General features: G+C 70.5%; 20 protein-coding genes, 3 tRNA genes and 1 pseudogene. 13 read left to right on the top strand and 11 right to left on the bottom strand.

What is annotated here, in order from left to right; genetic code table 11:
• The first annotated feature begins 88 nt into the window (after positions 1-88).
• Positions 89-1,525: a glycine hydroxymethyltransferase gene (locus AC3X7Z_RS12495; protein ID WP_489976115.1), complete on the top strand. Its 1,437-nt coding sequence runs from the start codon at positions 89-91 to the stop codon at positions 1,523-1,525.
• Positions 1,526-1,825: 300 nt separating this feature from the next.
• Here the strand turns inward: AC3X7Z_RS12495 and glgA are convergent, their stop codons facing one another.
• The gene (glgA, locus tag AC3X7Z_RS12490; RefSeq protein WP_489976114.1) at positions 1,826-3,013 is read right to left on the bottom strand and encodes a glycogen synthase; all 1,188 of its coding nucleotides are present in this window, start codon (positions 3,011-3,013) and stop codon (positions 1,826-1,828) included.
• Between the two features lie 68 nt (positions 3,014-3,081).
• Between glgA and glgC the strand changes: the two genes are divergently transcribed.
• Positions 3,082-4,329, top strand: coding sequence for a glucose-1-phosphate adenylyltransferase (glgC, locus tag AC3X7Z_RS12485; RefSeq protein WP_489976245.1), 1,248 nt, complete (start codon positions 3,082-3,084; stop codon positions 4,327-4,329).
• On the opposite strand, the gene AC3X7Z_RS12480 is transcribed toward glgC, so the two are convergent.
• The 4 genes from AC3X7Z_RS12480 to AC3X7Z_RS12465 are packed head-to-tail and all read right to left on the bottom strand — an operon-like array spanning position 4,326 to position 6,680.
• Positions 4,326-5,564 carry an RNA polymerase sigma factor gene (locus AC3X7Z_RS12480; RefSeq protein WP_489976113.1) on the bottom strand — a complete coding sequence of 413 codons (1,239 nt, stop codon included), beginning with the start codon at positions 5,562-5,564 and terminating at the stop codon, positions 4,326-4,328. The genes glgC and AC3X7Z_RS12480 overlap by 4 nt on opposite strands.
• Positions 5,565-5,573: 9 nt before the next feature.
• Positions 5,574-5,927, bottom strand: a complete 354-nt coding sequence (locus tag AC3X7Z_RS12475) for a YciI family protein (RefSeq protein WP_186341976.1) — start codon at positions 5,925-5,927, stop codon at positions 5,574-5,576.
• A 31-nt stretch (positions 5,928-5,958) separates the two neighbouring features.
• Positions 5,959-6,318: a YciI family protein gene (locus AC3X7Z_RS12470; protein WP_489976112.1), complete on the bottom strand. Its 360-nt coding sequence runs from the start codon at positions 6,316-6,318 to the stop codon at positions 5,959-5,961.
• An 11-nt stretch (positions 6,319-6,329) separates the two neighbouring features.
• Complete coding sequence (locus tag AC3X7Z_RS12465) at positions 6,330-6,680, bottom strand: YciI family protein (protein WP_186341978.1); 351 nt, start codon at positions 6,678-6,680, stop codon at positions 6,330-6,332.
• Positions 6,681-6,822: 142 nt separating this feature from the next.
• Between AC3X7Z_RS12465 and pgm the strand changes: the two genes are divergently transcribed.
• Positions 6,823-8,466, top strand: a complete 1,644-nt coding sequence (gene pgm, locus AC3X7Z_RS12460) for a phosphoglucomutase (alpha-D-glucose-1,6-bisphosphate-dependent) (RefSeq protein ID WP_186341979.1) — start codon at positions 6,823-6,825, stop codon at positions 8,464-8,466.
• Positions 8,467-8,489: 23 nt separating this feature from the next.
• On the opposite strand, the gene AC3X7Z_RS12455 is transcribed toward pgm, so the two are convergent.
• Both AC3X7Z_RS12455 and AC3X7Z_RS12450 read right to left on the bottom strand, forming a co-directional pair.
• Positions 8,490-8,798 carry a hypothetical protein gene (locus AC3X7Z_RS12455; protein WP_186341980.1) on the bottom strand — a complete coding sequence of 103 codons (309 nt, stop codon included), beginning with the start codon at positions 8,796-8,798 and terminating at the stop codon, positions 8,490-8,492.
• Between the two features lie 93 nt (positions 8,799-8,891).
• Positions 8,892-10,544 (bottom strand): acyl-CoA dehydrogenase family protein, encoded by a 1,653-nt coding sequence (locus tag AC3X7Z_RS12450; protein WP_489976111.1) that lies wholly within the window; start codon positions 10,542-10,544, stop codon positions 8,892-8,894.
• Positions 10,545-10,654: 110 nt separating this feature from the next.
• On the opposite strand from AC3X7Z_RS12450, the gene AC3X7Z_RS12445 reads away from it, so the two are divergent.
• The 7 genes and pseudogenes from AC3X7Z_RS12445 (at position 10,655) to AC3X7Z_RS12415 (ending at position 17,673) form a co-directional block, all read left to right on the top strand.
• The gene (locus AC3X7Z_RS12445) at positions 10,655-11,620 is read left to right on the top strand and encodes a YihY/virulence factor BrkB family protein (protein WP_489976110.1); all 966 of its coding nucleotides are present in this window, start codon (positions 10,655-10,657) and stop codon (positions 11,618-11,620) included.
• 95 nt (positions 11,621-11,715) lie between these two features.
• Complete coding sequence (locus AC3X7Z_RS12440) at positions 11,716-12,714, top strand: potassium channel family protein (RefSeq protein WP_186342303.1); 999 nt, start codon at positions 11,716-11,718, stop codon at positions 12,712-12,714.
• Positions 12,715-12,717: 3 nt separating this feature from the next.
• On the top strand, positions 12,718-13,341 hold the full coding sequence (locus tag AC3X7Z_RS12435) for a hypothetical protein (protein WP_489976109.1): 624 nt from the start codon (positions 12,718-12,720) through the stop codon (positions 13,339-13,341).
• Between the two features lie 327 nt (positions 13,342-13,668).
• Entirely contained in the window at positions 13,669-15,249 is a 1,581-nt protein-coding gene (locus AC3X7Z_RS12430) for a CHAP domain-containing protein (RefSeq protein WP_186341984.1), read from the top strand.
• Positions 15,250-15,316: 67 nt separating this feature from the next.
• Positions 15,317-15,466 (top strand): annotated as a pseudogene (locus tag AC3X7Z_RS12425) (hypothetical protein); the annotation flags it as partial.
• Between the two features lie 56 nt (positions 15,467-15,522).
• The gene (locus tag AC3X7Z_RS12420) at positions 15,523-16,008 is read left to right on the top strand and encodes a cupin domain-containing protein (protein WP_241005393.1); all 486 of its coding nucleotides are present in this window, start codon (positions 15,523-15,525) and stop codon (positions 16,006-16,008) included.
• 771 nt (positions 16,009-16,779) lie between these two features.
• Positions 16,780-17,673, top strand: a complete 894-nt coding sequence (locus AC3X7Z_RS12415) for an aldo/keto reductase (RefSeq protein WP_489976108.1) — start codon at positions 16,780-16,782, stop codon at positions 17,671-17,673.
• A gap of 451 nt (positions 17,674-18,124) precedes the next feature.
• Here AC3X7Z_RS12415 and AC3X7Z_RS12410 read toward each other — a convergent pair whose 3' ends face one another.
• Positions 18,125-18,763 (bottom strand): DUF2867 domain-containing protein, encoded by a 639-nt coding sequence (locus AC3X7Z_RS12410; RefSeq protein ID WP_186341986.1) that lies wholly within the window; start codon positions 18,761-18,763, stop codon positions 18,125-18,127.
• A 205-nt stretch (positions 18,764-18,968) separates the two neighbouring features.
• On the opposite strand from AC3X7Z_RS12410, the gene AC3X7Z_RS12405 reads away from it, so the two are divergent.
• The 3 genes from AC3X7Z_RS12405 (at position 18,969) to AC3X7Z_RS12395 (ending at position 22,388) form a co-directional block, all read left to right on the top strand.
• Positions 18,969-19,655 carry a TetR-like C-terminal domain-containing protein gene (locus tag AC3X7Z_RS12405; RefSeq protein ID WP_489976107.1) on the top strand — a complete coding sequence of 229 codons (687 nt, stop codon included), beginning with the start codon at positions 18,969-18,971 and terminating at the stop codon, positions 19,653-19,655.
• Positions 19,652-21,118 (top strand): carboxylesterase/lipase family protein, encoded by a 1,467-nt coding sequence (locus tag AC3X7Z_RS12400; RefSeq protein ID WP_186341988.1) that lies wholly within the window; start codon positions 19,652-19,654, stop codon positions 21,116-21,118. The genes AC3X7Z_RS12405 and AC3X7Z_RS12400 overlap by 4 nt, the downstream gene beginning before the upstream one ends.
• A 781-nt stretch (positions 21,119-21,899) precedes the next feature.
• A complete protein-coding gene (locus AC3X7Z_RS12395; protein WP_489976106.1) occupies positions 21,900-22,388 on the top strand; it encodes an SRPBCC family protein in 489 nt (162 codons plus the stop codon).
• Positions 22,389-22,947: 559 nt separating this feature from the next.
• Here the strand turns inward: AC3X7Z_RS12395 and AC3X7Z_RS12390 are convergent.
• The 3 genes from AC3X7Z_RS12390 to AC3X7Z_RS12380 all read right to left on the bottom strand — a co-directional run bounded on the left by AC3X7Z_RS12390 (position 22,948) and on the right by AC3X7Z_RS12380 (position 23,222).
• Positions 22,948-23,022 (bottom strand) — tRNA-Val (locus AC3X7Z_RS12390).
• A gap of 21 nt (positions 23,023-23,043) precedes the next feature.
• Positions 23,044-23,114: transfer RNA gene (locus AC3X7Z_RS12385), tRNA-Cys, on the bottom strand.
• A gap of 35 nt (positions 23,115-23,149) precedes the next feature.
• Positions 23,150-23,222 (bottom strand) — tRNA-Gly (locus AC3X7Z_RS12380).
• Positions 23,223-23,336: the final 114 nt, after the last annotated feature.

Here is a 23,336-nt window from a genome sequence, read left to right as displayed (position 1 = left end):
CCACCCGTCGCCGGGGTTCCCGTGCCGCGGTGTCCAGCGCGCGCGGGTGGCGGGCGGTCCGGGCCCGGTCGGGCTCTAGGCTGTCGCCATGACGGACTCCCTGATCAGCAGTGCGTACTCCCAGGCCCTCGAGGTCATCGCCTCGGTCGAACCCCGCATCGCGGAGGCCACCCGGCAGGAGCTCGCCGACCAGCGGGCCTCCCTCAAGCTGATCGCCTCGGAGAACTACGCCTCGCCCGCCGTGCTGCTGACGATGGGCACCTGGTTCAGCGACAAGTACGCCGAGGGCACCGTCGGCCACCGCTTCTACGCCGGCTGCCAGAACGTCGACACCGTCGAGTCGCTGGCCGCCGAGCACGCCCGCGAGCTGTTCGGGGCGCCCTACGCCTACGTGCAGCCGCACTCCGGCATCGACGCCAACCTCGTCGCGTTCTGGTCGATCCTGGCCAACAAGGTGGAGTCGCCCTACCTGGAGAAGATGCAGGCCAAGAACGTCAACGAGCTCAGCGAGGCCGACTGGGAGCGGCTGCGCCACGAGTTCGGCAACCAGCGCCTGCTCGGCATGTCGCTCGACGCCGGCGGCCACCTCACGCACGGCTTCCGGCCCAACATCAGCGGCAAGATGTTCCACCAGCAGCAGTACGGCACCGACCCGGAGACGGGGCTGCTCGACTACGACGCGGTCGCGGCCAAGGCGCGCGAGTTCAAGCCGCTGGTGCTCGTCGCCGGCTACTCCGCCTACCCGCGCCGGGTCAACTTCGCCCGGATGCGCGAGATCGCCGACGAGGTCGGCGCCGTGCTGATGGTCGACATGGCCCACTTCGCCGGTCTGGTGGCCGGCAAGGTGTTCACTGGCGAGGAGGACCCCGTCCCCTACGCCCACATCACCACCACCACGACGCACAAGTCGCTGCGCGGCCCGCGCGGCGGCATGGTGCTGGCGCAGGAGGAGTTCGCCGCCGACGTCGACCGTGGCTGCCCGATGGTGCTCGGCGGCCCGCTGGCGCACGTGATGGCGGCCAAGGCCGTCGCGTTCGCGGAGGCCCGCACCAACGCGTTCCAGGACTACGCGCAGCGCATCGCCGACAACGCCAAGTCGCTGGCCGAGGGCTTCCTCACCCGCGGCGCCACCCTCGTCACCGGCGGCACCGACAACCACCTCGTCCTACTCGACGTGTCGTCGTTCGGCCTCACCGGCCGCCAGGCGGAGTCCGCGCTCCTGGAGGCCGGCGTCGTGACCAACCGCAACTCGGTGCCCGCCGACCCCAACGGCGCCTGGTACACCTCCGGCGTCCGGCTCGGCACCCCCGCCCTGACGACCCGCGGCTTCGGCCACGAGGAGTTCGACACCGTGGCCGAGCTCATCGTCGACGTGCTGGCCAACACCCGGGCAGGCACCACCAAGGCCGGCGGGCCCAGCAAGGCGTCGTACGTGCTCGGCGACGGCGTCGCCGACCGCGTCACCAAGCGGTCGGCCGAGATGCTCGACAAGCACCCGCTCTACCCGGGCCTCGTCCTCGGCTGACGAGTGGGCTCGTCGTGACGCTCAGGCGGGGTCGAGTGGGCTCGTTGTGACGCTCTGGCGGGGTCGAGTCGGCTCGTTGTGACGCTCAGGCGGGATCGAGTCGGCTCGTTGTGACGCTCTGGCGGGGTCGAGTCGGCTCGTCCTAACGCCCACGACATGTCAGGTTGAGCGGACGACGGTCAGGATGCGCCGACTCGCCGCGACGTCGCGGTCAGGGTGCGCCGACTCGACTCGATCTCGTGTTCAGGATGCGCCGACTCGACTCGATCTCGTGGTCAGGATGCGCCGACTCGACTGCCGTCAGATCAGGGAGCGGTAGAGCTCGAGCGTGCGGGCGGCGATGGAGCCCCAGCTGAAGTGCTCCTCGGCGCGCCGCCGGCCGGCGACGCCGAAGGCGCGGGCGCGGTCGGGGTCGCTGACGGCATCGGTGAGCGCGGCGGCGAGGTCGGCGACGTAGCGCTCGGGGTCGAGGGGGGTGCCCGTGCCGTCGGTGGCCTGCTCGATCGGCACCAGCCACCCGGTCTCGCCGTCGACCACGACCTCGGGGATGCCGCCCGTCGCGGTGGCGACGACGGCGGTCTCGCAGGCCATCGCCTCGAGGTTGACGATGCCGAGCGGCTCGTAGATCGACGGGCAGGCGAACACGGTCGCCGCGGTCAGCAGCGCCACGACGTCGGTGCGGGGGAGCATCTCGGGGATCCACACGACGCCCGAGCGGGTGGCGGCGAGGTCCTCGACCAGGACCCGCACCTCGGCCTCGATCTCCGGGGTGTCGGGCGCGCCCGCGCACAGCACCAGCTGGACCTCGGGGGGCAGCGCAGCGGCCGCCCGCAGGAACAGCGGCAGGCCCTTCTGCCGGGTGATCCGGCCGACGAAGACGACGCTCGGCCGGTCGGGGTCGACGCCCAGCTCGCGCACCCGGTCGGGGTCGTCGAGCGGCGCCCACTCGGTGGTGTCGATGCCGTTGTGCACGACGTGCACCTGGGCGGGGTCGACGGCCGGATAGCTGCGCAGCACGTCGTCGCGCATCGCCGCGCTGACCGCGACGATGGCCGCAGCGCCCTCGTACGCCGTCTGCTCGACCCAGCTCGACAGCGCGTAGCCGCCGCCGAGCTGCTCGGCCTTCCACGGCCGCATCGGCTCGAGCGAGTGGGCGCTGACGACGTGGGGGATGCCGTGCATCAGCCCGGCGAGGTGGCCGGCCATGTTGGCGTACCAGGTGTGGGAGTGGACCAGGTCGGCGCCGTCGCAGTCGTCGACCATCGCGAGGTCGACGCCGAGCGTGCGGATCGCCGGGTTGGCCCCGGCGAGCGAGTCGGGCTCGGCGTACGCCGTGGTGCCGGCCTCGGAGCGGGGGGCGCCGAAGCAGCGCACCCGGGCGTCCACGTCGGGCAGCACCCGCAGGGCGCGGACCAGCTCGGCGACGTGCACCCCGGCGCCGCCGTAGACCTCCGGTGGGTACTCCTTGCTGAGGACGTCGATGCGCATGAGGTGAAGGTAGTCCCCGGGGGTGGTCGACCGCGTCCCCACCGGACGGCTAGTTTCGGGGCATGGCCATCACGCCCCCGCGCAAGAAGGTGCTCGCCGTCGTGCTGGCCGGGGGTGAGGGCAAGCGCCTGATGCCGCTGACGGCCGACCGGGCCAAGCCCGCGGTGCCGTTCGGCGGCATCTACCGGCTGATCGACTTCGCGCTGTCCAACGTCGTCAACTCCGGCTACCTCAAGGTCGTCGTGCTGACGCAGTACAAGTCGCACAGCCTCGACCGGCACGTCACCACGACCTGGCGGATGTCCAACCTGCTGGGCAACTACGTCACCCCGGTGCCCGCGCAGCAGCGCGTCGGCAAGCGGTGGTACCTCGGCAGCGCCGACGCGATCTTCCAGTCGCTCAACCTGCTCACCGACGAGCGGCCCGACATCGTGGTCGTGGTGGGCGCCGACCACGTCTACCGCATGGACTTCGCCCAGATGGTCGCCGACCACGTCGAGTCCGGCGCCGGCTGCACCGTCGCCGCGATCCGTCAGCCGATCGGCCTGGCCGACCAGTTCGGCGTGATCGACGTCGACCCGGCCAGCCCGTCGCGGATCCGCGCGTTCCTCGAGAAGCCGACCGACCCCGTCGGCCTCCCCGACGCGCCCGACGAGGTGCTGGCCAGCATGGGCAACTACGTCTTCGACGCCGACGCGCTGCGCGACGCCGTGACCCGCGACGCCGATCGCGACGAGTCCAAGCACGACATGGGCGGCGACATCGTGCCGTGGTTCGTCGACAAGTCGGAGTCGGCCGTCTACGACTACAAGGACAACGAGGTCCCCGGCGCGACCGACCGCGACCGCGGCTACTGGCGCGACGTCGGGACGATGCGCTCCTACTACGACGCGCACATGGACCTGGTCTCGCCGCTGCCCGTCTTCAACCTCTACAACACCGCGTGGCCGATCTACACCAGCTACGGCCCGCACCCGCCGGCCAAGCTGGTCGAGGGCGCGAGCGGCGCCCAGGTGTCGACCTTCAACTCGATCCTGTCGCCGGGCGTGGTGATCAGCGGCGGCCGGGTCAACCGGTCGGTGCTCTCGCCGGCCGCGTGGGTCAAGGACGGCGCGGAGGTGTCCGACTCGGTGCTGATGGACGGGGTGTGGGTCGGCGAGGGAGCGGTCGTGCGCAACGCGATCCTCGACAAGGGCGTCGTCGTGCCTCCCGGCGTGCACATCGGCGTCGACCACGACGCCGACCGCGCTCGCGGGTTCGTCGTCGAGGAGGGACTCACCGTCCTGGCCAAGCAGCAGCCGGTCCCGGAGGACTAGAGCGCGTCGCGCTGGGCCACCAGGAACGCCAGCTCGACCTCGTTGCGGCAGGCGGCGATGGCCTGGTCGTACGCCGCCCGCGCCGCGTCGGTGTCGCCGGCGCGGGAGAGCAGCTCGGCGCGCACGGCCGCCGGACGGTGGCTGGCGGGGATCTCCAGGCCCTCCAGCGCCTCGAGTCCGGCGGCCGGCCCGTGCTGCTCGGCGACCGCGACCGCTCGCGCCAGCCGGGCCGAGGGCGACGGCGCCACCCGCAGCAGCAGGTCGTAGAGGCCGACGACGCGGTCCCAGCGGGTGTCCTCGGTGCTCGGCGCGGTGGCGTGCTCGGCGGCGATGCGTGCCTGCAGGACGTAGGACGCGGCGAGCGCGGTCAGCGGGCCGGTCAGGACGGGGTGGGCGAGCAGCCGTGTCGCCTCGGCGATGTCGTCGTGGTGCCAGCGGTCGCGCTCCTGGTCGGCGAGCAGCACCAGCCGCCCGTCGCGCAACCGGGCGTCGCGCCGCGAGTGCTGCAGCAGCATCAGCGCGAGCAGCGCGACGAGCGCGGGCTCGCCGGGGCGCAGGCCGAGCACCACGCGCACCAGCCTGATCGCCTCGCCGGACTGGTCGGCGCGCAGCAGGTCGGGGCCCGTGCCGGGGGCGTAGCCGGCGGTGAAGGCGAGGTAGGCCGTCTGGGCGACCATGTCCATCCGGTCGGGCAGCACGGAGGCGTCGGGGACCCCGAAGGGGATGCCGGCCCCCACGATGCGCTTCTTGGCCCGGGTGATCCGCGCGGCCATCGTCGGCTCCGGCACGAGGAAGAGCCGCGCGATGTCGGCGGTCGGAACGCCCAGCACCAGCCGGAGGCTGAGGGCGCTGGCCGCCTCCGGCGCCAGCGCCGGGTGGGCGCACATCAGCACCAGGCGCAGCACGTCGTCCTCGACCAGGCTGCCGGCGTCGGCCATCGTGCGGGCTCCTTGCTGGTGGTGCTCGGCGTCGACGAGCAGCAGCTGCTCCTTGCGCCGGGCCACGTCCTCGGTGCGCAGCCGGTCGAGCACCCGGCGGCGCGCGGCCGTCATCAGCCAGGCGGGCGGGCTGGCGGGCACCCCGTCGAGCGGCCAGGTGCGGCTGGCCGCCTCGACGGCGTCGCCCAGCGCGTCCTCGACGAGGTCGAGGCGCCGGAACTGCGCGAGGAGCAGGGCCACCAGGCGGCCCCACTCCTCGCGCACGACCTCGGCGAGGGCGTCCTGGGGGAGGGTCATCGGGGGCGCTCAGCCCATGTCCACCGCGGGCTGCACGTGCAGGTCGTAGGCGGGCAGGGCCGGGAGCACCTCGAGGAGCACGTCGAGGTCGGGCGCCTCGACCAGGTAGAAGCCGCCCATCGCCTCGACCGCCTCGGCGAAGGGGCCCTCGCTCACCTGCAGCCGCCCGCCCCGCGGGCGGACCGTGGTCGCCGACTCCGGGCCGGCGAGCGCCTCGCCGGCGAGGATCTCCACGCCGTCGCGCGCCGCGCAGGCCGCATCGAACTCGCCGAACTTCGCCATGGTGGCGGCCTTCTCCTCGTCCGTCTGCTCGTCCCAGGGCAACTCGTCGCCGTCGTCCATCAACAGCACCAGGTACTTCATCGCTCGTCCTCTCGTCGTCGTGTCACGGCGCTCAGCCGATGGAGATGGTGGGTCGGATCTCGACCGAGTACGTGGCGGGCAGCAGCGCCGCAGCCCGGACGGCGTGGTCGAGGTTGGGCAGCTCCACGTCGTAGTAGCCGCCCAGCTGCTCGGCGGTCTCCGCGAACGGGCCCTCGGTCACCACGATCTCGCCGTCGCGGGTGCCGCCGCGGTGTCGCACCGTCGTCGCCCGCTCGGCGTCGGCGAGGGCACCCGAGGCGTGCTCGGTGCCGTGCTCGGCGACGAAGGCGGAGAACGCCTCGTGGTCGCGGTAGTAGGACTCGCGGACCTCCGCACTCGCGGCGTCCCACTCCGAGGACTCGTAGGCGATGAACAGCACGTAGCGGCTCATGTCGGTCCCCTTCACTCCGCCATCCGGCGGAACTCGATGTGCTCGCCGCGGGCGGCGAACCGCTCGCACGTCGCGCGCAGTGCCGTCTCGTCGGTGGAGTCGACGAGGTAGAAGCCGACCACCTGCTCGGTGGTCTCGCTGAACGGCCCGTCGGTGACCAGCGCGCCCCCGGCCCCGTCGGGGCGCATGGACGTCGCCTGCACGGACGGCTCGAGCGGGCCGCCGGTGACGAGGATGTGGCCCTCGGCCTCGAGGTCGCGCTGGAACTCGCCGTGCGAGCGGTGCCCCATCTCGTGCTCCTCGGGCGGCAGGTCGTCCCACGCCGCCTCGGGGGCGGGCAGCAGGATCAGGTATCGGCTCATCGCCGGTGGCTCCTTCGTGTCGTGGGCCGCGGCTGCGGCCTCACCACTCTGACGGACGGCCCCCGTCCGGATCGACAGCCGACACGGCACATTCTCGGGTGGGTCTTGCCGAACCCACCGCGAAACCCGACAAGATGGGGCCATGGCCACCCACGAGAGAGCCGGACAGCCCGCCCGCACCGAGGACCTGGTGGACGTCTCCCACCTCGTGACGGCCTACTTCGACCTCGAGCCCGACCCGGACGAGGTGTCGCAGCAGGTCGCCTTCGGCACCAGCGGGCACCGCGGCACCTCGCTCGCCACCTCGTTCAACGAGATGCACATCGCCGCGACCACGCAGGCCATCTGCGACTACCGGCGCGAGCAGGGCTACGACGGCCCGCTGTTCATCGGGCGCGACACCCACGCGCTGTCCGAGCCGGCGTGGGCCACGGCGCTGGAGGTGCTGGTCGCCAACGACGTCACCGTGCTGGTCGACGACCGCGACGGCTTCACCCCGACCCCGGCGGTCAGCCACGCGATCATCCGCGCCAACCGGGGGCGTACGACCGGTGCGGGGCTCGCCGACGGCATCGTGGTCACCCCCTCGCACAACCCGCCCCAGGACGGTGGATTCAAGTACAACCCGCCCCACGGCGGCCCGGCCGACACCGACGCCACGAGCGTCATCGCCGCGCGGGCCAACGAGCTGATCCGCGGCAACGTCGCGGGCGTGCGCCGCGTGTCGTTCGCCAAGGCCCGCGCCGCCGCCGGGTCCTACGACTTCCTGGGCACCTACGTCGACGACCTGCCGACCGTCCTCGACCTCGACGTGATCCGGGACGCCGGCGTGCGCATCGGCGCCGACCCGCTCGGCGGGGCGAGCGTGGCCTACTGGGGCGAGATCGCGGAGCGGCACCGGCTCGACCTGACGGTGGTCAACCCGCTCGTCGACCCGACCTGGCGCTTCATGACGCTCGACTGGGACGGCAAGATCCGGATGGACTGCTCCTCGCCCTACGCGATGGCCTCGCTGGTGGGCCGCAAGGACGAGTACGCCATCGCCACGGGCAACGACGCCGACGCCGACCGGCACGGCATCGTGACCCCCGACGCGGGCCTGATGAACCCCAACCACTTCCTCGCGGTCGCCATCGCCCACCTCTTCGGCGGGGCGCGTCCCGGCTGGCCCGACGGCGCCCGGATCGGCAAGACGCTGGTCTCGAGCTCGATGATCGACCGGGTCGCTGCGTCGATCGGCGCGCCGCTGGTCGAGGTGCCCGTCGGCTTCAAGTGGTTCGTGCCCGGGCTGATGGACGGGTCGTTCGGGTTCGGGGGAGAGGAGTCCGCGGGGGCGTCGTTCCTGCGGCGTGACGGCTCCACCTGGACCACCGACAAGGACGGCATCGTGCTCGCGCTGCTGGCGAGCGAGATCCTCGGCGCGACCGGTCGCACGCCCAGCCAGCACTACGCCGAGCTGGTCGAGCGCCACGGCGACCCGGCGTACGCGCGCATCGACGCACCGGCCGACCGCGAGCAGAAGGCCCGGCTGGCCGCCCTGACCCCCGACGACGTGGCCGCGACCGAGCTCGCGGGCGAGCCGATCACCGGCAAGCTCACCGAGGCGCCCGGCAACGGGGCGAAGATCGGCGGGCTCAAGGTGACGACCGAGTCGGCCTGGTTCGCGGCGCGGCCCAGCGGCACCGAGGACGTCTACAAGATCTACGCCGAGTCGTTCCGGGGGCCCGAGCACCTCGCGCAGGTGCAGGAGGAGGCCCGTCAGGTGGTCGGCGCGGCGCTGGGCTGAGGAGCACCCGCGGGGTGGCGAGGTCAGCCGCCGACCGGACCCGCCTCGATCGGGTCGCGGCGCCGTCGCCCGTGCGACCGCGCGTCCTGGCCGTCCTTGCCGTCGGGGTCGTCGATGTCGGTGCGGGAGAAGCTGACCGCCACGATCGCGTCGAGACGGACCAGCACCTGCTGGGCGTTGCCGTCGTCGAGCACCACCCCGAGCCCGTCGGCGCCGACGATGCGGCCCTCGAGCCACGTGCCCTGGACGAGCAGTCGCACGGCGGCGCCGGCGTCCTGCGCGTGGCGCAGCAGGGTCCCGACGGTGAACAACGTGCTGCCCTTGGCCGACATGGCCTCCCCCTCCCGGCATGCCCGCGCTCCCACAGCGCGGACCCGGCTAGGCGCACCGTCGGGCTGGTCCTGACGGTGCGCGCGACGAGCCTGTCACAGCATCGGGGTCGCCCGCTCGACAACGGCGCGGAGGGATCCGCTCTCCAGCATCCCGAACGTCCCACCGTACGACGTGCCGAAGCGGCTGCCGCAGAAGGCGTCGGCCACCTCGCCCGGCGCGAAGCGCACCAGGAGGGAGCCCTGGAGGCACGCGGCCATCCGGCCGGCCAACCGCCGCGCGCCCGCCTCGACACCGGCAGCCTCGCCAAGGAGGGCGAGGGTGTCGTCGACCGCCCGGTCGAGCCGGCTGTCGCCCCCGCGCGCCGCACCGACCTCCGTGATCCAGGCGTGGAGCACCTCGGGCTCGCGGCCGAGGGCACGGAGCACGTCGAGCGCGTTGACGTTGCCCGAGCCCTCCCAGACCGAGTTGAGCGGCGACTCCCGGAACATCAGCGGGAGGCCCGAGTCCTCGACGTAGCCGTTGCCGCCGAGGCACTCGAGCGCCTCGGCGACCATCGCCGGGGTGCGCTTGCACACCCAGAACTTGGCCAGCGGGAGCGCGATGCGGCGCAGCGCCACCTCGTGCGGGTCGCCGGGCCGGTCGACGGCCGCGGCGAGGCGCATCGCGAGGGCGGTCGCCGCCTCCGACTCGACGGCGAGGTCGGCCACGACGTTCTGCATGAGCGGCGCGTCGGCGAGCAGCCTGCCGAACGCGAAGCGGTGCGCGACGTGCCAGGACGCCTCGGCCAGGGCGTGGCGCATCAGCGCCGCCGAGCCCAGCACGCAGTCCAGCCGGGTCGCCGCCACCATCTCGATGATGGTCCGCACCCCGCGGCCCTCGTCGCCCAGGCGCCGGGCCAGCGTGCCGGTGAGCTCGAGCTCGCTGGAGGCGTTGGACCGGTTGCCGAGCTTGTCCTTGAGCCGCACGACGTCGATCCGGTTGCGGGTGCCGTCGTCCAGCACGCGCGGCACGACGAAGCAGGTGAGGCCGCCCCCGGCCTGGGCGAGGACGAGGAAGACGTCGTTCATCGGCGCGGAGGTGAACCACTTGTGGCCGTCGAGGCGGTACCAACCGTCGTCGGCGGTCGGGGTCGCGCGGGTCTGGTTGGCCCGCACGTCGGAGCCGCCCTGCTTCTCCGTCATGCCCATCCCGGCGAGCGCGCCGGCCTTGGCCGACCGGCTGCGCACGCCCGGGTCGTAGGAGCGGGAGGCGAGCAGCGGCGTCCACTCCTTCGCGACCGCCTCGTCGACCCGCAGCGCCGGCACAGCGGCGTACGTCATCGAGATCGGGCACCCGTGCCCCGGCTCGGTCTGGGACCACGCGTAGAACCCGGCCGCGCGCCGCAGGTGGGCGTGCGGGTCGCCGGCCTCCTGCTGCTCCCACGGCGCGGCCTGCAGGCCGTGGCCGACGGCGCGCTCCATCAGCCAGTGCCACGAGGGGTGGAACGCGACCTCGTCGATGCGGTTGCCCCAGCGGTCGTACGGCACGAGCTCGGGGTGGTGGCGGTTGGCGAGCATGCCGTGCTCGCGCGCCTCGGCGGTGCCCGCCTCGGCGCCCAGCGGGGCGAGCTCGTCGACCAGCCCGGGGGCGCCGTGTCGGGCCAGCGCGTCGGTGAGGGCGACGTCGGAGGTGACCACGTTGTGCCCGACGAGGGGCGGCGCCTGGTTGGTCGCGGTCCGGAGGTCGACGATGGGGCGCTCGCTCATGGCGCCACGGTAGGGCCCCGCTCCTCCCTCCACGAGGGGTCGGTCACGTCGCACGCGGAACCGCCGCGTGGGTCCGGTGACCGAGCGTGCCGGCTCGATAGCGTGGCCGTATGGTCGAGGCGCGGGAGGACACCCCTGCCCCGCGCCGCGTCGAGGTCCTCCTCCGCCGGTGGCGGGAGCAGGCCTGGCGCATCATCGTCACGAGCGTCGGGTCGTGCCTGCGGCACCGCGTCACCGGCCTGGCCGCGGAGGCGGCGTTCTTCGCGGTGCTGTCGGTGCCGCCGCTGATCTTCGCCCTCGCCGGCGCGGTCGGCTTCGTCAGCGAGCGGTTCACCGACACCCAGGTGGAGGACGTGCGCAATGCCGTCCTCGAGATGTCGCGGCAGGGCCTGACCGAGAGGGCCGTCAACACGATCATCCGCCCGACGATCGACCAGGTCCTCGACGGCGGGCGCTACGACGTGATCTCGATCGGGTTCATCCTGGCGCTCTGGTCGGGCTCGCGCGCGCTCAACGTCTTCGTCGACACCATCACGATCATGCACGGCCTCGGCGGGCACCGGGGGATCGTCGCCACCCGCGCGCTGTCGTTCGTGCTCTACGTCCTCGCGATGGTGACCGGCGCGGTGAGCATCCCGCTCGTCGTCGCCGGCCCGAGCCTGGTCGACCGGGTGGTGCCCGAGCGCCTCGACTTCGTCAACAGCCTCTACTGGCCCGTCGTGCTCGCGGTGTGCATCTGCTTCCTCGCCACGCTCTACCACGTGTCGGTCCCGGTGCGGACCAACTGGAGCTTCAACCTGCCCGGCGCCGTCTTCGCGCTGTTCTGCTGGATCGCCGGGTCCTACACGCTGCGCTGGGTGCTCACCGTCACCGCGGCGGAGTCGCGGTCGATCTACGGGCCGCTGGCGGCGCCGATCGCCGTGCTGCTGTGGCTCTACCTGCTGGCCCTATCCGTGCTCATAGGGGCGGCGGTCAACGCGGCGTTCGACACCGTCTACCCGCAGAAGAGCACGACGCGCGCGCGGCTCGAGATGGTGCAGCGGCTGCGGGAGCGGAGGAGCGTGCGAGACTCCTGACCGTGTCTGCTGACAGCGTGGAGCCCGGCGTCGGCCGGGTCTCCCTCCCGGAGACCGAACGGTCTCCCTGGTGGGAGCTCGGCCGCCGGATCCTGATGGCGGCCGCGATCCTGTTCGGCACCGTCCTGCTCGTCTACCTCGACCGCGAGGGCTACCGCGACAACGCGCACCCCGGCCGCGACCTGACCCTGCTCGACGCGTTCTACTACACGACCGTCACGCTCAGCACGACCGGCTACGGCGACATCGCACCGGAGTCGGAGCAGGCCCGGCTGGTCAACGCGCTGGTGATCACGCCGGCCCGCATCGCCTTCCTGGTGCTGCTGATCGGCACCACCCTCGAGGTCCTCGCCTCGCAGGGACGCGAGATGTTCCGGGTCTCCCGGTGGAGGAACAAGAAGATGGACCAGCACGTCGTCGTCGTCGGCTACGGCACCAAGGGCCGCAGCGCGATCGACACCCTCGTCAGCAACGGCTACGACCGCAGGTCGATCGTGGTCGTCGACCCCGAGCCCGTGCCCGTCGAGGAGGCCAACCGCGACCGGCTCGTGGCCATCGTCGGCGACGCCACGCGGCGCGGGGTGCTGCGCCAGGCGGGGGTGGAGAAGGCGACCCACGTCATCATCACCACCGACCGCGACGACTCCAACGTGCTCGTCACCCTCACCGTCCGTCAGATCAACCCCGACGCCTGGATCGTGGCGTCGGTGCGCGAGCAGGAGAACGTCCCGCTGATGCGCCAGTCGGGGGCCAACTCGGTCATCACCTCCTCCGACGCGGTCGGGCGGCTGCTCGGCCTGTCGTCGATGTCGCCGATGCTCGGCTCGGTGATGGAGGACCTGATGACCTACGGCGAGGGCCTGGAGGTCGCCGAGCGCGACCTGCTCGTCGCCGAGGTCGGCAAGCAGCCCCAGCGGCTGCCCGACCAGGTCATCGCGGTGATCCGCGACGAGAAGGTCTACCGCTACTTCGACCCCGTGGTGTCCCTGCTCGCGCGCGGCGACCGGCTCATCGTCGTACGCCCGGCCAAGGAGCTGCCGTGGGCGCCGCGCCCGGGCACCCACGGCGAGGAACTGGCCGACGAGGACGACTGAGCCGTGATCGCCTCGCACCGACACCGCTTCGTGTTCGTCAAGACCCGCAAGACCGCCGGCACCAGCCTCGAGATCGCGCTGTCGCGCCACTGCGGCCCCGACGACATCGTCACCCGGATCAGCCCCGAGGACGAGGAGCTGCGCGCCGCCGCTGGGGGAGTGGGCCCGCAGAACGACGACACCGAGCCCAGCTCGTACGCCCACATGGGCGCGCGCCGGGTCATCGCGGTGATCGGGCGCGAGACGTGGGACGACTACTTCACCTTCGCGGTGGAGCGCAACCCGTTCGACGTGGTCGCCTCGTCCTACCGCTACAGCGCGCGCAAGCCGTCGTTCACCAAGACCTTCGCCGAGTTCGTCCGCACCCCGAAGCGGATGGAGCGCCTCGCCCTCAACGAGCGGCTCTACCGGCTCGGTGGGCGGGTCGTCGTCGACCGGGTCTACCGCTACGAGGAGCTGCCCGCCGCGGTGGCGGACCTGTCGTCGCGCCTCGGCATCGAGCTCGACCTGCCCCACGCCAAGCAGGGGAGCGGGCCCCACTACCGCGAGCTCTACGGCCCCGGCGACGCCGACATCGTGGCCGCCCGCTTCCGCCGGACGATCGAGGAGTTCGGCTACGGGTTCTGAGGTGGGGGCGTGGTCAGGTCGCTCGCGCCCGTCGGAGTCCCCGCTCGAGCGGGGACTCCGACACCTGGAGGGGGTTGCAACGGCCTCCAGGTGTCAGACTTCCCCACCAAGTCCGCCCCGGGAGGCGGTCGATTCCCGCTGGAGCGACGAATTACACGTTTGATGTTCACCCATCGGCGTGGCGCGCTTGACATTTGACCCATACGATCGTCGCTTGTGCCCCAAACGTCACACGAGTCTCACGAGTCACACCCGGTTCGAGCACGCCTGACGACCGTCCGGAACGTCGTCGGACGGGCGCTCGGGACGGCCAAGCTCCTCACCGGGTTGCTCGTCCTGCTCGCCCTGGTCGTGCCGACCACCGCGGGTCGGATCACCCTCGCGTCCTCCACCTACCTGTGCTCGGGCTACCAGGGGTGCGCGGCCGCGGGGTACGGCGACGGTGGCTACCGACAGGTCTCCTCGAAGCAGTACTGGCGCATGTACGCCGGGCACAACTGCACGAACTACGTGGCCTACCGGCTCATCCAGTCGGGCATGCCCGACGTCCGCCCGTGGGAGGGCAACGGCAACGCGTCGAACTGGGGCGTCGCGATGGCCGCCATCACCGACCAGACGCCCACCGTCGGCTCCGTCGCCTGGTATCGGCCGCACGTCACGCCGGCCGGCGGGAACGGGCACGTCGCCATCGTGGAGCAGGTCATCTCCGACACCGAGATCATCGTCTCCGAGGACTACTGGGGCGGCGACTTCTACTGGCGCCGCATCACCAAGACCGGCGGCGGCTGGCCGAGCGGGTTCATCCACTTCAACGACCGCGTGGTGCAGCCCACCTCGCCCCCCACGATCGCCGGGTCGGCCATGGTCGGCTCGCCGCTCGAGGTGGCCGTCGGATCCTGGACGCCCGCGCCCTCGAGCATCACCTTCCGCTGGCTGGCCGACGGAGCGGCCATCCCCGGAGCCACCGGGTCCGCCTACGTGCCCACGCCCGACGTCAAGGGCAAGACCCTGACCGCCGAGGTGACGGCGCAGCTGGACGGCTACACCCCCGGCGCCGCGGCCCTGGCGACCCCTCCGGTCGCACCCGGCACCTTCGCACGCACCCAGCTGCCGACGATCCAGGGCGAGCCCCAGGTCGGCTCGACCCTCACGCTCACCCCGTCGACGTGGTCCCCGCAGCCGAAGAAGTCCACGACCCAGTGGTACGCCGACGGCAAGCCCCTCGCCGACGCCACCGGCAACACCCTGACCCTCACCCGTGACCAGATCGGGCAGCAGATCAGCGCACGCGTCACGGCGAGCGCGAACGGCTACCGCAAGTCCAGGTCGAACGCACCGGCGACCGCGGCCGTCCAGGCCAAGCCGGTCACGCTGCTCAGCCCATCCCGGGTGACGGGCAGGGCCCAGGTGGGGCGCCGGCTCGTCGTGGAGCCCGGTCGCGCCAAGCCGGGCGACGCGTCCGCCACCTACCGCTGGCTCCGCGACGGGCGACGCATCGCCAAGGCGACGAAGGCCACGTACACCGTCCGCAAGGGCGACGTCGGTCACGCGCTGGCGGTCGAGGTCACGATGACGCGCCGCCACTTCCGGGCCACGACCGAGACCCTCACCGTGGCTTCCCCCGTCAGGGCCGTGCCCACCCTGCGGGTCCGCCCGGAGGTCAAGCGGGGCCGCGTGGTCGTCGACCTGCGCGTCAGGGCCGTGGGAGCACCCAAGCCGTCCGGCGCGATCACCGTCACCATCGGCCGCCGCACCGTCGAGGGCGAGCTGGTCGCAGGGACGGCCCGCGTCGTCGTCCGCGACGTCGCGCCGGGCACCAGGCCCGTGGTCGTCCGCTTCGCGGGCACCGACCTCGTACGGCCGGCGGTCTCGCGCTCGACGCTCGTGGTGCCGGGCGGCAAGGGCTGAGCCGGCCTCTCGTGCGGTGCTGGTGGGCGATACTGGGTTCGAATTTGCACGCGAGGGGGATCCAGGGATGGCCCGCAGGCGCGGTTTCGGAGCCATCCGGAAGCTCCCATCTGGACGGTGGCAGGCCTCCTACCTCGGCCCCGACACACTTCGCCACAAGGCGCGGGTCACCTTCGAGACGGCTGAGGATGCCGAGGGCTGGCTCACTGACCGACGTCGCGAGATCAAGCAGCACGGCGCTACCAACACGCGCCCAAGAACCGCGACAAGGTCATGGCCGAAGCCCTGTCGAACCTGGCGACGAAGGACCTCTCGGCCTGGCGCCAAGCAAGCCAGTTCACCATCCGCTTACGGACCGAGCCTGACCGACCTGGTGTGTCACACTTGCCCATGACCAACGTACCCATAGACCTCGCTGGGAAGTTCTTGTCGTTCTCCGAGCATTGGTCGCCGAAGGTGGTGGCGCGGTTGAACGACTACGAGGTCAAGGTCGTCAAGCTCAAGGGCGAGTTCGTGTGGCATACCCATGACGACACTGACGAGCTGTTTCTCGTGATCGACGGCGAGTTGACCATCCAACTGCGCGATGGCGACGTCACTCTTCGTCCTGGCCAGATGTTCGTCGTTCCGCGCGGCGTTGAGCACTGCCCAATCGCTGACGGCGAGGTCCACGCCGTGCTCATCGAACCCGTCGGCGTAGTGAACACCGGAAGCGCTGGTGGCACTCTTACAGCCGCGTACGACGACTCACTGGTATAGGTCGAAGCGTTTCGATTGCCGATCCCGTACTGGTCACGCTCCGCGGCGGCTGCCGTTCACGGACCGTTGACACGCTGAACGTCCGTCCAGTCGCTTTCCGGGATCCCGTAAGCGAACCTCTGCAGATGCAGCGGTCTGAGTGTTGGCTGATCGGTGGCCGGTTGTCCCGGTGGGGTGTCGGATGCGGGACAACCGGTGCGCCCGGGGCGGTCAGCGCCTCGGCGGTGTCGCCGCGACACCGGCCTTGGCGGCGATCCGCTTTGGTTCGGACGCGGGTGAGTCGGAAGCCGGGGGAGCGTGCTGACGCGAGCAGAGAACTCGAACACGAACGGCTGGGCTGGCGGCGACGACGTACGCCTGTCGGTGACGAGCATGGCGTCGGACGTCGCAGGGCGCCTCGGCAGATCCCAACCGCGGAGCACCACAGCACCAAATGCGAACTCCCCTCCAACTATCATCTAGCACAGTGGGGGGCTTGCCGCAAGGCCCCTGTCCTGCCGGAGACTCTGCCTCTGTTACCCCCGCATGAGCCCGCGTCCGGGCGACGCGACGACGGCCCGAATCGACTTGTGTCCCGATAGGGCGCGACTCGACTTGGCTCGAGTGGTGACCAGGTATCCAGCAAACAACGGGAGCTATGTAAGTGAACGAAGCCGAATCCGTGCACCTCGCTCGACACGTCACATGCGGCGTTGATGGGTCTGCCGGCTCGCCCACGCGGTGCCACCCCTATGACGGCGCTCGGTAATGCGTCATCAGCAGTCACACAAAATGCTGACTGTCGAAGACGGCGTCTCCTCGGCCGGGTCCTGGTCGCTGGGGGGCGATCTGATGGTGCGGAGGATGGGCTTCGGCACCATGCGGATCACCGTTCACCGCGATCGATCGCGGGCTGTCGCACTGTTGCGTCGCGCGATCGAGCTCGGGATCAATCATCTCGATACTGCAGCGTTCTACGTCTCACCCGGTGGAACTCTTGGCGTAGGAACGGGATCTCCCAGATGGGCGACTGACCTGATTCGGGAAGCGTTGTGGCCATATCCGAATGACTTGGTGATAGCTACCAAGGTTGGACCCGGCGAAGAGGGGTGGGCCCGGACGCCGTCGGCGTTGCGGTCGCAGGTGGAGGAAAACCTGCGCCGTCTTGGACGCGACCATCTCGACGTCGTCAACCTCAGGCTGACCGGCCCTGGCCATGGCACCTTGGCGGACGAATTCGGCGCGCTCGCGGAGATGAGGGCCGAGGGTCTGATCAGGCACCTCGGCCTATCCGCGGCCACCCTTGACCACGTCGATGAGGCACAGACGATCGCCCCCGTTGTGTGTCTGCAGAACAGTTATGGTCTCGACTATCGGCGCCAGCATGATGAAGTCGTACGCGTTTGCGGCGAGCGCGACATCGCGTTCGTCCCGTTCTTCACGATCGCCGGAACGGCCCGTGAGCAGGGGGCGACCACGGAGGCGAACGCTGCCGTTCAAGCCGCCGCCCGGGCGCGCGGAGCGACCACCCAACAGGTCCGCCTCGCCTGGGCGCTTCAGCAAGGACCCCACATGTTGGTCATCCCCGGCACCGCCAGCGTCGCGCACCTAGAGGAGAACGTAGCCGCCGGCGGTCTGCGGCTCTCGCCCCAGGAGCTTGCTGAGCTGGGGAGCACTGGATCCTGAACTCGACAACGAGTCCGCCCATTCGCGACGTGCGTCATCGACGCTACCGTCGCGGCTACGACCACCCGCAAGCGAATCGCCTGTTCGAAGTCTGCGACCGTGGGGCGCCCGTTGGCGTCGATGCGGCGATGGGGCGGCACTCGTGGATCACGTTCGGCCCACATCTGACGCTGAGCGGCGGCTTCGGAAACCCGCCACGGCCGGACCAGCAGGCGATCCGTCTCCAGCATGATCTCGGGGCCCTGCGCCGCTCCGTCGGTCATGAGCACACCCTCCCACGAGCGCGAACCGCGATCCGAGCGTGGCTCTGACGCGAGCGTGACCAGTGCGGGACCGTCACGCGGGGCGTGTCCCAACCCTGTCACCTGTCCGTGCAGCAGTCCGACCGATGCTGTTGCAGGATTGGGGCGACGGCACGTCGACATAGCCTGCGTCGTGCGCTCGCTTCGTGCTAGGAATCCGCGTTGCCGGCTTCTCTGCCTGCGGTCTGTACGGCGTGTCGGTGTGGGCGGCCGAGGTCAAGCCAGGCACGTTCCCATTGGCGAGTCAGTGCCGGGTAGACGATGAGGTAACGGAATGGAGCGATGGCGGCCATGTAGAGCCGTCCGAACAGTCCGTTGGGTTTGACCAGGGCCGCCATGCGCAGTTCGTATGCGCCGTCACCGGATGGCACCCAGCCCAGATGCATGATGTCGTGGACGGTTTTGTTGGCCAGTTCGCGGGCCGCTTCGTTGTCGAGCTGGTAGACCTCGGTGAACGGGTCGGTGCAGGGGGCGGCATGGGTCGCGGTCTGCGCGAGGTCGTGTGGGAGGCGGTCCCGCAGCGAGACGACCCGACCACCCAGGCCGGCCCGAGGGGCGTCCCAGCCGAGCAGGGCACCCAGCTTCCAGCGCACCGCGAACAGGAAACGAACCGGAGCAGGATCCTTGCGGTTGTCGTATGCCGTCCTGAGCGCATTGAGCATCACCAAGAAGTCGTCGGGCCCAGCGCCGGGCGCGCGGAAGGACCACACGTCCTCGATCTTGAAGTCGTGAGTGAACTCGTGGATCCGCCAGGGCTGTGCGGTGTGGGCTGCTTTCGGGATTCGCATCGGTCATTCCTCTCGAGCGGTGGGCCCACCCGGTCGGGTAGGGCCCGGCGATGGCGTCGCCGCCAGCGCGCACCGGTCGTCGGTGGCGACCAGCACTGTCGGCGTGAAGCCATGCCACTACCGCGGACGGCCCCTTTGGGACGCAATAGGCCAAACGTTTATGGAACTGGTTGTATCGGAACTCCTAGTTTCGTATCCTGCATCCATGTCCGTTGAGAAGCAAGCCCGCAACCAAGGGGGGCGCCCCCGAGACAGTCGCGTCGACGAGGCCGTCGCCTGCGCCGTTCGAGAGCTGCTGACCGAGGTGGGATACACGCGGCTCACGGTGACCGAGGTGGCGGCGCGAGCCGCCGTGGGCAAGGCTGCGATCTACCGGCGCCATGCCACGAAGCAGGAAATGATCTTTGACGTTCTCATGCCGAATCGGTTCCTGGCCGCTGCACCTGATCGCGGATCGCTGCGCGCCGACCTAGCCGCCGTGCTCGCCGAAATCGCTGACAGCATGGCCACGCCGCCGCCGGGGACGATTCCAGGTCTGCTGGCCGATATTCACGCCGACCCCGCACTGCAGGACCGGTTCGACGCGAAGTACCTCGGAGCCCAGCGCCAGACCCTTGCGGAGGTCCTGGACCGCGCGACCGCACGCGGCGAACTCACCACGCGTCCCGACTTAGCGACCCTCAACGCCTTGCTGGTCGGCCCCGTCTTCGCCTGGCTGTTCCTGCTGTCCGAATCCCCAGATCAGCTCCCCGCCCTGACCTCCGCGCTTCTCGACGCGACACTCGCCCTCATCAGCGCACAAACTCTGCCGCAGAACGGCCAAGACCTGACCGAACGCGCTGGTCCGGTCGGTCGCGCCCACCAGGTCGCGAGCGGCCGGGTACCGGCGTGACTGACGTCGAGACGGCGGACGGCATCGTCCGCGGCCGGGTCGGCAAGCGCGCGCGGCAATGGCGCGGCATCCCGTACGCCGCAGCGCCGGTCGGGGAGCTGCGGCTTCGCGCTCCCCAGCCGGTACGGCCGTGGACGGGAGTGCGCGACGCCACGCGCTTCGGCAGCGCTGCGGCGCAGCGGCGCAACCCGATGGTAGGACTGCGGCCGACCGGCGAGGACTGCCTAACGCTGAACGTGACCGCGCCGCTGGAGCCGTCATCGCGGCCCCGGCCGGTGCTGGTGTACATCCACGGGGGCAGCTATGTCTTCGACACCGGCGCGCGGTACACCGGCGAGTCGCTGGCGGCGCGCGGCGACGTGGTCGTGGTGTCGATCAACTACAGGCTCGGCGCGCTCGGGTACTTCGACTTCAGCGAGTTCGGCTTCGACGCCAACCTGGGGCTGCGCGACCAAGTGGCTGCCCTGCGGTGGGTGCGGCGCAACATCGCCGCGTTCGGCGGCGACCCGGACAATGTCACCGTCTTCGGCGAATCGTCGGGCGGCGACGCGGTGCTCACGCTGATGGTGACCCCGTCGGCCGAGGGGCTATTTCACCGGGCGATCGCGCAGAGCACCGCGGCCGACTGGGCGGCCATCGGTGACGTGGAGGCCCAGCGGTTCGCCCGGCGGTTCATCGGGTGTCTCGGTGTGGGCCGGGAGACCGCTAGGCAGGCGCTGGCCACCGCGCCGGTCAAGGCCCTGCTCGACGCCGGGCACCAAGCGCTGCAGGGGGCCCTGCACGCCAACCCAGGCACGTATGCGGTTTCGCCGGTCGTCGACGGGGAGTTTCTGCCGGTCAACCCGCTGGACGCGCTGGCGGCCGGGGACGGGCACCGGGTGCCACTGATCATCGGCAGCAATCGAGATGAGTGCACGCTGTTCCAGTTCGACCTGACCGTGCCGACGAGCCCGTCGGTGCTGCGGGCCGCACTGGGCCGGTGCGGGGCGGACTACGAGCGGGTCGTTGCCGCCTATCCCGGCTACCCTCAGCGAGCGGTCGCACTCCAGGTCAGCACCGACTTCGTGCTATGGCGGCCGATGCTTGAAGTGCTCCAAGGGCACAGCGGCGTCGCGCCGACGTTCTGCTACCGGTTCGACTTCGCTCCGCAGCTGTTGCGGGCTACGGGGCTGGGGGCGATCCACGGCATCGAGCTGCTGGCGGTGTTCGGTGGCGTGTCCAGCTGGCCCGTGCGGCTGCTGACGCTGCCGGGCGGACGGCGCGGCTTCCTCGCCGTGCAAGACGAGGTGCAGGACCACTGGCTGGCGTTCGCGCGCGACGGCAGGCCGTCGGCGCCGTGGCCGCAGTACACGGTGGAGCTTCGCAGCACGCTGGTCTTCGACGACCCTTCGCGCCTGGAGGCTGACCCGGAGCGAGGCAGACGGCTCGCCTGGGAGGGCATCCGCATCCCTGCGTCCGGGTGAGTCGAACCTAGAACGATCCCGCTAGAACGACCATTCCAGAGGAAGAGAGATCCAAGGAACTGCCAAGGACCACGACACGCCGGGTCGACACGCCGGACGGACCCATCGAGTACGTCGACACCGGCGGCGGCGGTCCCGTCCTCGTGCTCACCCACGGCTTCCCGATGAACCACCTGCAGTGGCGCAAGGTCGTCCCGCTGCTCCTCGGCGTCCGAGCGTCCTACCAACCGTTCCGCTCGGCGCCCACCGACTGCCGATGCGCGCGGACGCCGACCCTCTCGCAAGGAGGACAGGCGCGGATCCTGGCCGACTTCATCGACGCCGCCCTCGACCTGCGCGACGTCACTCTCGTAGTGAACGACTGGGGAGCACCCCAGTTCGTGGTCGTCCTCGAGCGCGCCGAGCGGATCGGCCGAATGGTCCTCGTCGCCTGGGAGACGTTCGACAACCTCCCACCAGCCCAGGCGCGTCCCGCAGTGCTGCTCGCCCGCGTGCCGGGCGGGGCGGACCCGCTACTTCCGGCACGGCCGGCGCACGTGGGGCGCCCTGAGCCGCACACGGATCCGTCTGCGGGACGCACTCATCGCGACAGATCCGGACATTCGGCGTCGGAGCCTGGTGCCGTTGACCGCCGTCGGGCTGAGGATCATGACGATGTTGGAGGCGGTGGTCACCAGCAGCACTCGGGCATGGAACGGTTCCGGTTCCTACATCGCTGAGACGTAGAAGCGCTCGCTAACCTGCAGACAACGGTTCACAACGAAAGGTCGTCGTGGCTCGCATGAAGTTCACTACCTCGATCGAGATCGCGTTGCCACGCCAACACGTGGTCGAGCTGCTCACCGACCCGGCCAACCGACCGAAGTGGCTAAAGGGACTCGTGTCGCACGAGCCGTTGACCGGCGTGGACGGTCACGTGGGGACCGAGTCGCGGGTGGTCTTCGGGCAAGGCAAGGGCACCATGGAGTGCACCGAGACCATTACGCGTCGTGAGCCGACCGACCTCCGCGACATCCCCGACGACAAGGTCGTCCACTTCGACCGCGAGATCGTCGCCGAGGGAATGTGGAGCGCCGCACAGGAGACCCTGTCCGAGTCCTCGCCCGGCACCACTGGCTGGGTGAGCGCGAACGAGTACCGGTTCTCCGGCCCCATGCGACTGATCGCGCCGCTCATGCGGCGCAGCTTCATCAAGCAAACGAGGCAGCACATGCTCGACTTCAAGGCGTTCGCCGAAGAAGGCATCGACGTTCGCGAAGGACGAGACTGACGCGTTCTGCGGTCGGGCGGTCTCCGAAGTCGAAACGAGTGCATACGTGTCTCGACAGGCCCGCGCGGTCATCGCGCCAGATTGGACGTTCGCGTCCCAAAAAACGTTGCCCGTGGCACCCCCAACCGGGCACGCTCACCGTGCCAAGTCGGATGCTCCACCCACAGGGCCTCGTCGGGATGCCGATGACGTCGCGTGACTATCCGCAACGCTCGTCGAGCTTCGATGCTCGGTCATGCTGCGACCTTCACCCGATGCCAGGGCGCCTGCCTAAGGAGAAGGAACATAATGGCCACCATCACCGATCACGACTCTTACATCGCTGCTGCGCCTGAGGCGTTCCGCCCGGTTCTCAGCGATCTCCGGAACCGGAAGATCCCGGCCAGCCAATCCTGAGGATTGAAACGCCGTTGCCGGTAGGACCGGCGCTGCGGCTGAACTGCCCAACAACCCGCATCTGGTGCTGCAAGTGCGCCCGGTCAGCGTCGGCCTTGTTGCACGTATGTTGCACGAGAGGCCGGCTTCCTGACGGAAACCGACCTCTGACCTGCATGTTCTCTGGTGGGCGATACTGGGTTTGAACCAGTGACCTCTTCCGTGTCAAGGAAGCGCGCTACCGCTGCGCCAATCGCCCGGGTCTTGAGTTGTGACTGCGAGGTGGGTACGGGATTTGAACCCGTGTAGACGGATTTGCAGTCCGTTGCCTCGCCTCTCGGCCAACCCACCGTGGAGGTTCCGAAATGTACGGGGGAGACCTTCCGAGCGGACAACGAGACTCGAACTCGCGACCTCAACCTTGGCAAGGTTGCGCTCTACCAACTGAGCTATGTCCGCCTGCATCCCGTGGCCGTTTCACCGGCCCTGAGTGCGAGTGGAACAGTAGCCCATGCCCGACGAGGCCACAAAACCGACCCCCAGGTCCGAGTGTCCGGACACCTGCTCCGGCGC

The sequence above is a fragment of the Nocardioides sp. Z24_21 genome (genome assembly GCF_058134345.1).
This window is presented reverse-complemented; position numbering and strand designations above follow the sequence as displayed.

Bases quoted from the DNA above. Each gene is read 5' to 3' on its own strand.
- AC3X7Z_RS12495 (WP_489976115.1), top strand. From the start codon at position 89: ATGACGGACTCCCTGATCAGCAGTGCGTACTCCCAGGCCCTCGAGGTC.
- glgA (WP_489976114.1), bottom strand. From the start codon at position 3,013: ATGCGCATCGACGTCCTCAGCAAGGAGTACCCACCGGAGGTCTACGGC.
- AC3X7Z_RS12480 (WP_489976113.1), bottom strand. From the start codon at position 5,564: ATGACCCTCCCCCAGGACGCCCTCGCCGAGGTCGTGCGCGAGGAGTGG.
- AC3X7Z_RS12475 (WP_186341976.1), bottom strand. From the start codon at position 5,927: ATGAAGTACCTGGTGCTGTTGATGGACGACGGCGACGAGTTGCCCTGG.
- AC3X7Z_RS12470 (WP_489976112.1), bottom strand. From the start codon at position 6,318: ATGAGCCGCTACGTGCTGTTCATCGCCTACGAGTCCTCGGAGTGGGAC.
- AC3X7Z_RS12465 (WP_186341978.1), bottom strand. From the start codon at position 6,680: ATGAGCCGATACCTGATCCTGCTGCCCGCCCCCGAGGCGGCGTGGGAC.
- pgm (WP_186341979.1), top strand. From the start codon at position 6,823: ATGGCCACCCACGAGAGAGCCGGACAGCCCGCCCGCACCGAGGACCTG.
- AC3X7Z_RS12455 (WP_186341980.1), bottom strand. From the start codon at position 8,798: ATGTCGGCCAAGGGCAGCACGTTGTTCACCGTCGGGACCCTGCTGCGC.
- AC3X7Z_RS12450 (WP_489976111.1), bottom strand. From the start codon at position 10,544: ATGAGCGAGCGCCCCATCGTCGACCTCCGGACCGCGACCAACCAGGCG.
- AC3X7Z_RS12445 (WP_489976110.1), top strand. From the start codon at position 10,655: ATGGTCGAGGCGCGGGAGGACACCCCTGCCCCGCGCCGCGTCGAGGTC.
- AC3X7Z_RS12440 (WP_186342303.1), top strand. From the start codon at position 11,716: ATGGCGGCCGCGATCCTGTTCGGCACCGTCCTGCTCGTCTACCTCGAC.
- AC3X7Z_RS12420 (WP_241005393.1), top strand. From the start codon at position 15,523: ATGGCCGAAGCCCTGTCGAACCTGGCGACGAAGGACCTCTCGGCCTGG.
- AC3X7Z_RS12415 (WP_489976108.1), top strand. From the start codon at position 16,780: ATGCTGACTGTCGAAGACGGCGTCTCCTCGGCCGGGTCCTGGTCGCTG.
- AC3X7Z_RS12410 (WP_186341986.1), bottom strand. From the start codon at position 18,763: ATGCGAATCCCGAAAGCAGCCCACACCGCACAGCCCTGGCGGATCCAC.
- AC3X7Z_RS12405 (WP_489976107.1), top strand. From the start codon at position 18,969: ATGTCCGTTGAGAAGCAAGCCCGCAACCAAGGGGGGCGCCCCCGAGAC.
- AC3X7Z_RS12395 (WP_489976106.1), top strand. From the start codon at position 21,900: ATGAAGTTCACTACCTCGATCGAGATCGCGTTGCCACGCCAACACGTG.